The organism is Pseudomonas sp. BNK-45 (genome assembly GCF_047456255.1).
GTDB lineage: Bacteria > Pseudomonadota > Gammaproteobacteria > Pseudomonadales > Pseudomonadaceae > Aquipseudomonas.
The window spans coordinates 4,419,357-4,431,972 of record NZ_CP179909.1 but is presented as its reverse complement, the minus strand read 5'-3'; the positions used below and the strand labels follow the sequence as shown (position 1 = coordinate 4,431,972).

The following is a 12,616-nucleotide window of genomic DNA, read 5'->3' as shown; positions in this document are numbered from 1 at the left end:
GCGGCAACCATTAAGTCCTGACCAAGTCCTGTAGCCCAAGCTGCCTGTAGCGCGCCGGGCAAGCCGGCAACTATACCCGTTTGCCGGACAACCGGCGCGCAATAGACAGTGTTCGGTGCCGTTAAATTCCATCAGGACTCAGGGCATGGCGGATTTCCCGGGCCGCCCCGGGCGGGCTATTGCCGTCGATAGACTGTCGCACTCCAGTAGCGACTGCCGTCGCTGTGCTGGCGTTTCCAGCCGGCCGCAGCCAACTGCTTGCCGATCAGGCGGTTCATCCAGCCATGACCGAGCAACAGCACCGGCTGTTGTCCGGCCAGGGACTGCAATCGACGGGCGGCGACAGCGGCGCGCTGGCGGGCCGCAGCGGCCGATTCGACCTGTCTTGAGTAACCGCACACCCAGAGGATTCTCAGGATCGCAGCCCAGGTAAAGGGCGACAGGCGTGGTCGTCTCCAGCGTGCGTAGGGCAGTTGCGCCTCGCCGAACACCGGGTCCACCAGGGTTGGCTCCCTCCTGAGCGCCTGGACGGACGCCAGGGCCCGCGGAGCGTTGCTGGAGACAACCACCCCGGCGCTGGCGGCCAGTTGCAGGCTGGAGGGCGGGGCCGGTTGCCCGCCGATGTCGGAACGTTCGTAGTCCTGTATCCAGCCCTGCATGTCGAGGGCGGAAACTTTCCGGGTGGCGATACCTTGGGGCTGACCGTGACGCATGAGAATGATGGTGTTGTTCAACGGCTTTCTACGTCCTTGTTGGTGCTGCTTGAGGAGGCGGGGGCAGCCTGGGCGATCCAGCCGTGATCCCGGTACCAGGCCAGGGTATCGCCAATGGTGCGTTCCAGGGAGCGAAAATTCAGCTCGAGTTCCTGTTCGCTCTTGCGGGGGTCGAAGTGGCTGCGGTCCGCTTCCCGGAGCATCAGGCGCACGGTCGCCAGGCTCAGCAACACCGGCTTGCCGGTCAGGCGCGCATAGACCTCCTGCAAGGCGGCCAGGGTATAGAGCAAGGGCACCGGCAGCGGGCGTGTCGGCGTGGCGACCCCGGCGATACGCCCGATGATGGGCACCAACTGGGCCATGGTCATGTGCCGGCCCGCCGCCAGGTAGCGTTGGCCGCGGCGTCCGTAGCGGGCAGCGGCAATCTGCGCCAGGGCCACATCCCGGGCGTCGACCAGGGAGAAGCTGCCGGGAACCAGTCCCGGCAGGCGGCCGTGCACCACGTCCATGAGCAATTGCCCGGAGGAGGTCGGCCCGATATCGCCGGGGCCCCACATCCAGCCGGGCAGGACCATGCACCCCTGCATCTGTGGATGGCTGTCGAGAAAGGCCAGCAGGACGCGATCGGCGAGGATCTTGCTGCGGTAGTAGTGGTCTGCGCCTGCCGGGTCGCGCAGGCAGGTTTCATCGATCAGGCTGCCGGGCGCGCCGTTGAGCACGGCAATCGACGAGGTCTGCACGACGCGGCGGATGCCGGCGCCGTAGGCCCGCTCCAGCAAGTGCTGCGTGCCCAGGACGTTGATCTTGTGCAACTGCTGCCAGTGGCTGCCGCCCTTGTAATTGTCGCGAAAGAACGCCGCGGCATGAAACAGCGTGTCGCAGCCCTGCAACGCGGCGGCGAACCCGTCGACATCGGCCAGGTCGCCGACCACCAGTTCCAGGCCGTGCAGGGGGCCGAACTGCTGTTCGCCCTTGGCCCTGGAGCGCACCAGGGCCTTGACCTTGCAGCCTCGGGCCAGCAGCTCGCGTACCAGGTTGTTGCCCAGCAGGCCGGTGGCACCGGTGACAAAGGTGCAGTGCATTTCAGGGCCATAGCCGCTATCGGTGTCCGTGGTTACAGGGTGTTCGGGGGCGTTGCTCATTCAATCCGTTCCATGGGGAGGCGAGGGCGCTAGATATACCTTGGACGAGCCCCTGGAAAAATGGCGAGTCCTGCATAATGGCTTTGCGAATTTGCACAGCTGACGGCAGGGAGTAGCACTTTGGAAGCCAATTGGGATGATCTGCGCCTGTTGCTGGCGGTCTGGCGACGGGGCAGCTTGCTACAGGCCGGGCAGTTGCTGCAGGTGGCGCCGTCGACGGTGTCCCGGCGCTTGAGCCAGCTGGAGGCGGCCCTGGGCGAGCCGTTGCTGGAGCGGGGCGTCGAAGGCTGCTGGTTGACCCCTCGGGGCCAGGCGCTGGTGGACGTGGCCCTGGCGGCGGAGGCCGGGCTCAGGCGACAGCGGGCCCTGGGCAACCCGCCGCGACCGAGCGAACTGCAGGGCAGCATCCTGGTCAGCGCCGGGGAGGGGTTTGCCTCCAGTGTGCTCGAGGCGGCCCGGCGCCTGACATCGGCCCACCCTGGATGCTCGGTGGAATTGCAGGTCAGTGCCGAGTTTCACAAGCTGGCTCGCGGTGTGACGGACATCGCCGTGCGAACCGCGCACCTGGGGGAGCCGTCGCTGATCTATCGAGCCCTGGGCAAGCTTGAATACGGGGTGTTTGCCAGCGCGGAGCTGCTGCGCCGCTACCCGGGCATTACCCCGGCCACCGCACCCACCATCGGCCTGCTGCCGCCCCTGGACAACTTGCCGCCGATGCGCACGGCCAAGGCCGCAGGCCTTGACGGCAAGCAGATCCGGGTCAACTCGTTCAGTGCGCAGGTCGAGGCGGTGCGTCAGGGGATGGGGGTTGCGGTGATGCCGCGGATTTTGGCCGGGGATCTGCTGGAGGTGTTTGCGCCCATGACATTTGCGCCGCTGGAGGTCTACCTGGTGACCCGGCCGCAAGCCTTGAAGCAGCCGCACATCAAGCAGTTTTTCGCGGTGCTGGAGCAGGTGCTGGGTGAGCGGCTGTCGGCTGCTGCAACCGGCGCAACCGCTTAGGGTTGCGCCGGCCCGGCACTCAATGCGGTGCGCGGGGGATGGTCTTGAGCAGGTCTTCGGGGCTGATATGGCCGACGACGGCTTCGGCGGCGGCGCTGCCGGGCAGCGGCAGGTCGAGAATGTGGCCCTTGATCTTGCCCACCACGTGCATCTCGCAGGGCTTGCAATCGAACTTCAGGGTCAGCACTTCGTCACCGTGCACCAGTTGCATCGGCGCCACCTTGGTGCGCACCCCGGTCACGCCCTTGGCCTGCTTGGGGCACAGGTTGAAGGAGAAGCGCAGGCAGTGCTTGGTGATCATCACCGGCACGTCGCCGTGCTCTTCGTGGGCCTCGAACGCGGCGTCGATCAGTTGCACGCCGTGGCGGTGGTAGAAGTCCCGGGCCTTCTGGTTGTAGACGTTGGCCAGGAACGACAGGTGCGACTCCGGGTACACCGGCGGCGGGTTGCTTTCGGCCTTGCGCGCGCCTCGCGGATGGGCGGCGATGCGTGCGGCGTCCAGGGCTTCGATGACTTCCCGGCGCAACGCCTTGAGCTGGGAGTTGGGGATGAAGTAGGCCTGGGGCGCATCCAGCTTGATGTCAGTGGCGTGGTAGAGGGTGGTGCCCAGTTGCCCGAGCAGGTCCTGCAGTTGCCCCAGGGCCTGTTCCGGCTTGTTGGCCACGCCGAACGGGCCCTCCAGGGCGACGCTGGCGCTGATGCCTTCTTCGCTGGTGGCGGTCAGTTCCAAGCGTTCTTCCCGCAGGCGGGCCAGCCACGACAGGCCGATGCGCCGCTCGGCGGAGGTGCGGGTCAGGGCCTGTTGCCAGTTGTGATCGAGGTTGCGGCTCAGCGGATGGTTGGGCCGCAGTCGGCTCAGGGCTTCGGGCATCTCGTTGGGTTCGACCCGATAGCGGTAGCGTTTCTCGCCGTCTTCTTCGAACTCGCCGCGGGCTTCAGCGATGTTGGCGCGAAAACCCACCACCTCGCGCTTGACCAGCAGGTTGAGGCCGTCGCCATTGGACAGCGGCTCAAAGGTCACCACTTGCAGGTCGCGCTTGCCGACCTTTTCCACGGTGCCCACCGGCAGCCCGGTGAAGGTCGGCGAATCGAAGGCGCCGATGTCGATCTTGCGCTCGCTGACGAAGTAATCGGTGCTGCCACGGTGGAAGGTCTTGTCCGGATCGGGGACGAAGAAGTGCGCAGTGCGGCCGCTGGAAGCGCGGGCCAGATCCGGACGGTCTTCGAGCACGGCGTCCAGGCGCTGGCGGTAGTAGGCCGTGATGTTCTTCACGTAGGCCATGTCCTTGTAGCGCCCCTCGATCTTGAACGAGCGCACGCCGGCTTCCACCAGGGCGCGGATGTTGGCGCTCTGGTTGTTGTCCTTCATCGACAGCAGGTGCTTCTCGTAGGCGATCACCCCGCCGTGCTCGTCTTTGAGGGTGTAGGGCAGGCGGCAGGCCTGGGAGCAGTCACCGCGGTTGGCACTGCGCCCGGTCTGGGCGTGGGAGATGTTGCACTGCCCGGAAAACGCCACGCACAGCGCGCCGTGAATGAAGAATTCGATGGCCGCGTCGGTTTCGGCGGCGATGGCGCTGATTTCCTTGAGGTTCAGCTCGCGGGCCAGTACCAGCTGGGAGAAACCGGCCTGGTCGAGGAACTTGGCCCGCTCCAGGGTACGGATATCGGTCTGGGTGCTGGCGTGCAGCTCGATGGGCGGAATATCCAGCTCCATCACCCCCAGGTCCTGGACGATCAACGCATCGACACCGGCGTCGTACAACTGGTGGATCAGCTGGCGCGCCGGCTCCAGTTCGTTGTCGTGGAGGATGGTGTTGAGGGTGGTGAACACCCGGGCGTGGTAGCGGCGGGCGAACTCCACCAGCTGGGCGATCTCGCCCACCTCGTTGCTGGCGTTGTGGCGGGCGCCGAAGCTCGGGCCACCGATGTACACCGCGTCGGCGCCGTGCAGGATGGCTTCGCGGGCGATGGCCACGTCGCGGGCAGGGCTGAGCAGTTCCAGGTGATGTTTGGGCAAGGACATGTTTTTTTAGTCAGGCTTATCAGGGTCAAGGCGCGCATTGTAGCGGCGAAACGCGTGCCCGGCACCCGTGTGCTGCCCGGTGGCGGCCACGCCTTGCGCGCAGCCGCCGGTTACAGCCGCTGCGTCAGGCCTTGGCGGCCATGGCGGTGACTTCCACGCGCATGCCTTCCACCGCCAGGGCGGCCACGCCAACCGCGGCGCGCACCGGCCAGGGCTTGGCGAAGAAACGCTGGTAGACCTCGTTGAACGCGGCGCGGTCGGCCATGTCGGTGAGGTAGATGGTCAGGTGCATGACCCGGTCCATGGAGCTGCCGGCGCGCTCCAGGGCGACTTTCAGCGCCTGCAGGGTGCATTCGCTCTGCAGGGTGATGTCCCCCAGTTCCAGGCTGCCGTCGGCGCGCGTGGGGATCTGGGTCGACACCAGGATGCCGTTGAACGCGGCAACGTCGGAGGAAATGGAATCGGCGTCCGGGTCGGGGGTGAAGATCAGGTCTGGCTGGGTCATGGGGGGCTCTGGTGTCCAAGGGTTCAAAAAGCTATGGAGTATAGGGGCGGCCCTGCGCCCTTGTCAGCGCCGATGCGTGGCCTGTGGCGACGGCGGCGCTGAACGCCGTGGGCTGCTGCGGGTTACATTCCCGCGACTTGCCGCTACTCTTTGCAGCCGCGCCGCAGGCTGGCCAGTGCGGCGCTTGACGATTCATCTATCCAGGTAAGGAACAGGCTTTGACTGATCGCATGGTGTTGACGGCTGATGGCAGCGTTAGCGCGTTTTCCACCTTTGAATCCGTGACCTGCCTGGTGCTGCTGGGTGATCCCGGAGCCGGCAAGAGTCATCTGTTCGAGCACTGGGCCGAGCAGGCGGGCGGCCGGGCCATGTCGCTGCGCGGCTTTCTGTTGCGCGATCCCGCGCTGATCGCCGAGGGCAGCACCTTGTTCATCGATGCCCTGGATGAGCACCGTGCGCAGTATGGCGAGCGGCCCGCCTTCGACGACCTGATTCGCCACCTCGGGCGCTTGCCGCCGTGCCGGGTGCGCATTGCCTGTCGCAGTGCCGATTGGGCGGGGCTCAATGACCTGAAGCTGTTGTCCAGCTGCTTTCCGGGAAGGGACCAGGTGCAAGAGCTGCACTTGCTGGCGCTCAGCGAAGAGGAACAGCAGCAGGTGCTGGAGCAGCATGGCGGCACGCCTAAGGACTTTCTGCAGCAGGCGCGCCAGCGCGGCCTGGGAGAAATGCTCGGCAACCCGCTGACCTTGCTGATGCTGGCCCAGGTGGTTGCCCAGGATCACTGGCCCCTGACCCGCAGGGAGCTGTTCGAGCGTTCCAGCGTGCTGTTGCTGGACGAGCTCAATGCGGCGCACCGCGATGATCGTCAGCCCCATGCGCAACTCTCGGAACAGCAGATGCTGGAGGCGGCAGGCCTGTTGTGCGCCTTGCGCCTGCTGGCCGATATCGACGGGTTCTGCACGGACGAGCGCTACGACCGGCGCTATCCGCCCCTGCGCAAGTTGCATGCATTTGGCACTGCCGCGCTGCGTGCGGCCCTGGCCAGCCGGGTCTTTACCTCGACCCGCGAGCCCGGGGTGTTCGACTACGGCCACAAGGCCAGCGCCGAGTACCTGGCGGCGCGCTACCTTGCCGGGCAGTTCCATGCCGGGTTGCCGCTGAGCAGAATCCGCCTGTTGCTCTGTGTCGAGGGCAAGCCGGCTTCGTACCTGCGCGGCGTGCATGCCTGGCTGGCGGTATTTCTCGGGGCGCAGGCCAGCCCGTTCATCGAGGCGGACCCTTATGGAATCCTGGTCTATGGCGACGCTGCCTCGCTGAGCGTGCAGAGCAAGGTCCAGTTGCTGCAGGCACTGGCCACGCTGGCGTTGGCCGATCCCTGGTTCCGTGGCCAGGAGCCGCCGGCATTGAACCTGGCGGGCTTCACCGAGCCGGGGCTGGAGCCCTGTTTTCAACGCCTGTTGTCCGACCCGGGCCTGCCCCACGAGCTGCGCTTGCTGCTCTTGGACCTGTTGCGCGCCGGCCAGCCACTGCCGGCGATGTTGCAACCCTTGACCCAATTGCTGGCCGCTGCGGGCACTCACCTGAACGAGCGTGCCTACGCCGCGCAGGCCTTGGCGCGCTGGGGCGAGGAGGGAACTCAGGTGGTGCGCCGGGCCTACCAAGACCTGGTGGGCGACAAGCACGCCAGGAGCCTGTGTGGCTACATCCTCAGTCACCGCCTGGCAGGCCAGGTCCACTATGACCAGCTGCTGGAGCTCTACCGCCAAGGCGCCGATGCCCAGGGTGCCGCCTACGCTTCGCTGGCGCGCTGGAGCTTGCATGAGGTGGTGGCCGATCCCGAGATGACCGCTTGCCTGGACGGCATGGTCGAGTTGTGGCCGCAAATCGCTGAGGACAACCCCAGGGGCGAGGTGCTCAGGTTCGTCCTGCACTTGCTGGTGCGGTATCTCAACTCCGTCGCCGTGCTGGACGAGCCCCGAGTGTTTCAATGGCTGGCGTTTATCAATGCCGGCGTGGTCGACCCGCATCCGTGGCTGTTCAATGGGCTGCGCGCGGCGCTGCAGCGACGTCCGGAGACGGCCCAAGGCCTGTTGGACAGGGCCGCCAGCCATCCTGGGCTGGCGGGCTGCGAGTTTCTTGAGCAAGAGCTGCCAAGCGCGGACGAGCCGCAGGACGAGCCGCAGGAGAGCGGCTATCCGTGCCCCGAGGAATATCAACCTGCGGTTGCAGCGTTGCGCCAGCAACTGCAAGCCGCTGAGGCGCCGCGCACCTGTGACGCCTTCCTGCTGGGGTTCGTGATCTTCGACTGTATCGAACGCGAGACCCTGGCCGGGCAGGCCTGGTTCTCAGCCTTTCGCCAAGCGCAGTACGCGGACTATATCGATTGCATCGTCCTGCACTTTCTGGTGCTGCCGGACCATTTCAGGCAGCGCAGTTGCCTGTCGTGGAAAGCCACCCGGCAAATCGCCTTGGCGGACAAGCTCGATGTGGTGTTCCAGGTCCTCAATAGCGCCGCGTCGCTGGACAAGACGGCCTTGTACGATGTGGTGCGACCGTTCTGCCGGCACCTCGACCTGCCACGCTTTGGCCCCTGCATCAGTCAACTGCTGAGCAGCGGTGCAGGCCTGGAACATCAGGCCTTCATCATCACCCTGGGGCTGTTGCTGTCGCTGGAGTCGTTCGCTCCTGTGCTGCAAGCCAGCGATACCGCCACCCGCAATGAGGTGGTCTGGTACCTGCGCGACCTGACCGGGCTGGTGCGCGGATTCGACGGCCCCATGGACCTGTCCGCCGAGCAGGCGTTCTGTTTCTGCCGCCTGGTCGCCGACCAATACCCGGCCACGCCGCAGGCTTTCGATTGGTTTGCTCCCAGTAACACCGGGGCCGAGGACGCCGATGAGCTCCTGGCCGGACTGATCAGCTATCTGGCGAGCAAGACCTGCGACGACTCCCGGCGTCATCTGCTCAGCTTGCAAGGTCATCCGCGTCTGGCCTCGTGGCACCCCTACCTGAACCACGCGCTGCTGCTCAACGACGCCCGGCGGCGTGATGCCCGGCACACCCGGCATGGCTGGGAGCAGGTGGCGCAGGTCCTGAATAACGGCGTGCCCGGCACTATCGAGCAGATGCAGGCGCTGGTGCTGGATGAGCTGCATGGGATTGCCGGCCTGCTGCGCAGCAACCTCGACGTGCACAAGTTCTTCTGGAACGAGGTCAAGGGCCGGATCAGCACTCCCAAATGGGAGGAAAGCTGCCGCGACGTGCTGCTGAGCCTGTTGCGTCCGCGACTGGAGGCACGCCAGATCACGGCCGAGCCCGAGGCGCACATGGCCGATGAAAAACGCGTGGATATCGCGGTGCAAAGCGGGCCCATCAAGCTGGTGATCGAGCTCAAGCGCAGTTCACACAAGGACGTCTGGAGCGCGATCCAGGATCAGTTGATTGCGCTCTATACCCCCGATCCCGGAGCCCGTGGCTACGGCATCTACGGTGTGTTCTGGCATGGACCGCGGGCCAAGGTCCGGGCCGGCCCCGGGGGCGTGGTGCCGCAGAGCGCGGAGCAGATGCTGAGCCTGCTCGAAGCCAGCGTCCCCGAGCCGCAGCGGGCGTACATCAAGGTCTTTGTGCTGGATGTCTCGGGGCGCTGAGGGCTGGACGGGGCGGCGTAGCGGCGCTCAATCGGCGTCGGCTGCGTCCTGGACAGGGCTCAACCAGGTCGCCAGCACCCGCCGGTCCAGCTCCTCCCAATCGGCCATGCCCAGTACCCGGGTGGTGTTCAGGCCGCGCAGGTAGCCGCGCAGCTGGTAGGCCACGGCCAGCAGCAGCTGCGGGTCGGCGCTGGGGTCGCCGAGCACGCTTTCGTACTCGATCAGGTAGTCGGCGACGCGGTCGCGGAACTCGGGCAGGACGGCATCACGGATCAGGTCAAAAGTTCGCACGCAAGAATCCCTTTTAGTTGTAGTTGGACTGCCGGGCAGTCTGCCCGGAGGGCAACTATTGGTTCAAGTAATAGTGACAATCAAAAAACAGCTATTTTGCTGGGCGCACTAACCGTGGAAAATCGCCGCCCTCGATAGCGCCCGCCAGATTCGACCCGTGGCGCCCTGTACCCGCGTTCTTGACTCCAGGATTTGTCCGATGCGCCTTTTACCCCTGTTTGCCATGACTTCTGCCGCTCTCGTGCTGGCCGGCTGTGCCTCCGCGCCGAACGACCCGAGCCTGGTCATGCAGACCCGCAAAACACCTGCCCAGTACGCCGATTGCGTGATCCCCAAGCTGCAGAGCAGCGACCAGACCGCGACCGTTTCGCAGTCGCAGCGCGGCTACCGGATCGTGGTCACCAGCAAGGTGGCCGCGGACAACGTACTGGAAGCCTACAAGGCCCCCAATGGCGGCAAGGTGTTCCTCTATGAGCGGCATCTGCTGGCCTCCAGCTTTGCCCCGTCCCATTTCGAAAAGGCCGCGCAAGACTGCCTGTAGCCTGCCCCAGGGCTCATGGCTGCCTGGCGCGGGCGCTGCGGCGACAGCGTTCGGAGCACCAGCGCACCTCATCCCAGCAACGCGCCCAGCGCTTGCGCCAGGTGAAGGGCCGGCCGCAGGCGGCGCAGTCCTTGCGTGGCAGTTCGGACTTCTTCACAGGGCCTCTCCGGCGTCCAGGCGCGCGAGTAACTCCTCGCCCCGTTGCCAGATGGCGTCCCGGCGCGGGGCGTCCATGCGTTGCAGGTTGCGATAGGTGAGGGCCAGCCGCGGATTGCCGCCCAGTTGCTCTTGGTGGCGGATCAGGAAATGCCAGTACAGGGCATTGAACGGGCAGGCATCGTTGCCCGTGGCCTGGTCCACCCGGTAACGGCAGCCGCCGCAGTAGTCGGACATCCGCTGGATATAGCGGCCGCTGGCGCAATAGGGCTTGGAGCCCAGGTAGCCGCCGTCGGCGTGCATCACCATGCCCAGGGTGTTGGGCAACTCGACCCAATCGAAGGCATCCAGGTAGACCGCCAGGTACCAGTCGCAGATGGCCTTGGGGGCGATGCCGGCCAGCAGGGCGAAGTTGCCGGTGACCATCAATCGCTGGATATGGTGGGCATAGCCCAGCTCCAGGGTCTGGCCGATGGCCTGGGCCATGCAGCGCATGTCGGTGGCGCCGTTCCAGTAGAACTCCGGCAGGGCCCGGCTATTGCCCAGGCCGTTAAGCTCGGCGTAGTCGGGCATGCGCAGCCAGTAGATGCCGCGGACATATTCACGCCAGCCGATCAGTTGGCGGATGAAACCCTCCGCGGCATTCAGTGCCACCCGGTTCTCGCGGTAGGCACGCTCGACATCGGCGCAGAGCTGGCGCACATCCAGCAGGCCGATATTCAGCGCGGCACTGATCCGCGCGTGAAACAGAAAGGGCTCGCCCTCGGCCATGGCGTCCTGGTAGTCGCCGAAGGCGGCCAGGGAAAAGTCGAGGAAGTGCTGCCACAGCTGCTGCGCCTGCTCGTGGGTCACTGGATAGTCGAAGCCTGCCAGGTCGCCGTAGTGATCGCTGAAGCGCTGGCTCACCAGTTGCATCACGTCGCGGGTGATGGCGTCGTGGCCGAAGCGCGCCGCAAAGGGCCCGCGCAGGCCCCGGGGCAGGGCCTTGCGGTTGTCGGCATCGAGGTTCCAGGTGCCGCCGCAGGGGCGCCCGTCGGGCTCCAGCAGCAGGCCGCTTTGCTTGCGCATCTCGCGGTAGAAATATTCCATGCGCAACGACGTCCGCCCGGCCGCCCACCGGCCGAAGGCTTCGCGGGAGCACAGGAACCGCCGGTCCACATGAAAGGTCAGGGGCAGGCCCGCATCGCGCAGCGCCTGTTCCAGTCGCCATTCTCCGCACTCGGTGACATGCAACTGCGTCGCGCCGAGGGCCGCCTGCCAGCGCCGCAGCTCACCGGGCAGGCTGCCGCTGTTGTCGGGGTCGTCCAGGGTGACGTAGATCACCTGCCAGCCTTGCTCGCGCAGGCGCGCGGCAAAGTGGCGCATGGCGCTGAAGATCAGCAGGATTTTCTGTGGATGATGCCGGACATAACGCGCTTCGCTGTCGACTTCGGCCATCAGCAGCGTGTCGTGGGCCGGGTCCAGGACCTTGAGCAACTCCAGGTCGAACGACAGCTGGTCGCCCAGCACCAGCCCCAGTCGACCGCCAGTAGCGGCGCTTACCATGGCAGACGCTCGCCGTCGTAGGCAAAGAACTGGCCGCTGTCGGCTGCGCTCAGGCGGTCGATCAGCGCCAGCAGCTCCCGGGCCGCCACGCTGGCCGGACGCGCCGCCGCGGAGCCGCGGAACGGCTGCGACAACTGCGAAACCACGGTGCCGGGATGCAGGCTGAGCAGGCGGGCGCCGGGCCGGGTTCGCGCCAGTTCGATGGCCGCGGTCTTGACCAGCATGTTCAGCGCGGCCTTGGAGGCACGATAGGCGTACCAGCCGCCCAGGCGGTTGTCGCCGATGCTGCCGACCTTGGCCGACAGCAGCGCCATCGCGCCCTGGGGGGCCAGCAGGGGCAGGAAGTGACGCATGACCAGGGCCGGGCCCACGGCATTGACCTGGAACACTGCCTTGAGTGTCTCGTCCTCAAGGGCGGCGTAGGTTTTTTCCGGCTTGACGTCGGCGCGATGCAGCAGGCCGGCGGCATGCACGATCAGTTGGTAGGGCGCCTCATCCGCCAATGCGGCGGCGGCCGCGGCAATGCTCTCGGGCCGTTCGAGGTCGAGCCCGGGAAGCGTGCCGCGGGACAGGGCGCGGACCCCCGCACAGTGCGGGTCCTCTTCGAGCCATTGGCAAAAGGCCGAACCCAGGGCGCCGCTGGCGCCAATCACCAGCGCACGGTAGCCCGCGCCCAGGGACTGCATGTTCAAGGTATTGCTCATTGTGTGTTACCCACCGATTGACGTGGCAGCGAGCCTGACTCCCTGCTCACACCGTGAAAATCCATGGGTAATATTTGTACATAAAATTTGATTTTGTACAGGTTATTTGCAGAATTGCCTGCTAAAAATCTACCGGCACAAGCCATTGCCGGCTTCTGCGAACCCAGGAGAGTGCCATGTGGGGGATCTACCTGCTGTTGAGCCTGGTTGCGGTCATGGCGCTGTTCCTGTGCCTGCGCCGACGCCAGCCCAGGGGGACGGGCCAGCGGCACAGGGCCAGTGCCTGTCTGGGCGGCGAAGAGTCGTACCCGGGGGATTAGGTTGTACGTTGAGAGTCTGCTGTACAG

12 protein-coding genes are annotated in these 12,616 nt (G+C 65.9%); 4 read left to right on the top strand and 8 right to left on the bottom strand.

The genetic code is table 11. From position 1 onward, the window contains the following. Positions 1-176: 176 nt before the first annotated feature. Together ACMGG8_RS19910 and ACMGG8_RS19905 are read right to left on the bottom strand one after the other, a co-directional pair. Positions 177-713, bottom strand: a complete 537-nt coding sequence (locus ACMGG8_RS19910; RefSeq protein ID WP_173655943.1) for a histidine phosphatase family protein — start codon at positions 711-713, stop codon at positions 177-179. 17 nt (positions 714-730) lie between these two features. Beyond that, complete coding sequence (locus ACMGG8_RS19905) at positions 731-1,795, bottom strand: SDR family oxidoreductase (RefSeq protein WP_414159960.1); 1,065 nt, start codon at positions 1,793-1,795, stop codon at positions 731-733. Between the two features lie 180 nt (positions 1,796-1,975). Here ACMGG8_RS19905 and ACMGG8_RS19900 point away from each other — a divergent pair, with 180 nt between their 5' ends. After that, positions 1,976-2,857 (top strand): LysR family transcriptional regulator, encoded by an 882-nt coding sequence (locus ACMGG8_RS19900; RefSeq protein ID WP_414158249.1) that lies wholly within the window; start codon positions 1,976-1,978, stop codon positions 2,855-2,857. Positions 2,858-2,876: 19 nt separating this feature from the next. Here ACMGG8_RS19900 and ACMGG8_RS19895 read toward each other — a convergent pair whose 3' ends face one another. Beyond that, positions 2,877-4,880 (bottom strand): peptidase U32 family protein, encoded by a 2,004-nt coding sequence (locus ACMGG8_RS19895; protein WP_414158248.1) that lies wholly within the window; start codon positions 4,878-4,880, stop codon positions 2,877-2,879. A gap of 124 nt (positions 4,881-5,004) precedes the next feature. Then, the gene (locus ACMGG8_RS19890) at positions 5,005-5,385 is read right to left on the bottom strand and encodes a RidA family protein (protein WP_060839208.1); all 381 of its coding nucleotides are present in this window, start codon (positions 5,383-5,385) and stop codon (positions 5,005-5,007) included. Between the two features lie 218 nt (positions 5,386-5,603). Between ACMGG8_RS19890 and ACMGG8_RS19885 the strand changes: the two genes are divergently transcribed. Then, entirely contained in the window at positions 5,604-9,032 is a 3,429-nt protein-coding gene (locus ACMGG8_RS19885) for an NACHT domain-containing protein (RefSeq protein ID WP_414158247.1), read from the top strand. A 27-nt stretch (positions 9,033-9,059) separates the two neighbouring features. Here ACMGG8_RS19885 and ACMGG8_RS19880 read toward each other — a convergent pair whose 3' ends face one another. Continuing rightward, positions 9,060-9,323 carry a hypothetical protein gene (locus ACMGG8_RS19880; RefSeq protein ID WP_060839210.1) on the bottom strand — a complete coding sequence of 88 codons (264 nt, stop codon included), beginning with the start codon at positions 9,321-9,323 and terminating at the stop codon, positions 9,060-9,062. Between the two features lie 199 nt (positions 9,324-9,522). On the opposite strand from ACMGG8_RS19880, the gene ACMGG8_RS19875 reads away from it, so the two are divergent. After that, positions 9,523-9,864 (top strand): hypothetical protein, encoded by a 342-nt coding sequence (locus ACMGG8_RS19875; RefSeq protein WP_060839211.1) that lies wholly within the window; start codon positions 9,523-9,525, stop codon positions 9,862-9,864. A 13-nt stretch (positions 9,865-9,877) separates the two neighbouring features. On the opposite strand, the gene ACMGG8_RS19870 is transcribed toward ACMGG8_RS19875, so the two are convergent. From ACMGG8_RS19870 to ACMGG8_RS19860, 3 genes are read right to left on the bottom strand one after another with little or no spacing between them, the layout of a single operon-like run. Then, positions 9,878-10,021: a DUF2256 domain-containing protein gene (locus ACMGG8_RS19870; protein WP_082729243.1), complete on the bottom strand. Its 144-nt coding sequence runs from the start codon at positions 10,019-10,021 to the stop codon at positions 9,878-9,880. Continuing rightward, positions 10,018-11,565, bottom strand: a complete 1,548-nt coding sequence (locus ACMGG8_RS19865; protein ID WP_414158246.1) for a cryptochrome/photolyase family protein — start codon at positions 11,563-11,565, stop codon at positions 10,018-10,020. Before ACMGG8_RS19865 ends, ACMGG8_RS19870 begins: the two co-directional genes overlap by 4 nt. Next, positions 11,559-12,269, bottom strand: a complete 711-nt coding sequence (locus ACMGG8_RS19860) for an SDR family oxidoreductase (RefSeq protein WP_060839213.1) — start codon at positions 12,267-12,269, stop codon at positions 11,559-11,561. Before ACMGG8_RS19860 ends, ACMGG8_RS19865 begins: the two co-directional genes overlap by 7 nt. 176 nt (positions 12,270-12,445) lie before the next feature. Between ACMGG8_RS19860 and ACMGG8_RS19855 the strand changes: the two genes are divergently transcribed. Then, the gene (locus ACMGG8_RS19855) at positions 12,446-12,589 is read left to right on the top strand and encodes a hypothetical protein (protein ID WP_159426422.1); all 144 of its coding nucleotides are present in this window, start codon (positions 12,446-12,448) and stop codon (positions 12,587-12,589) included. The last annotated feature ends 27 nt before the right edge of the window (positions 12,590-12,616 follow it).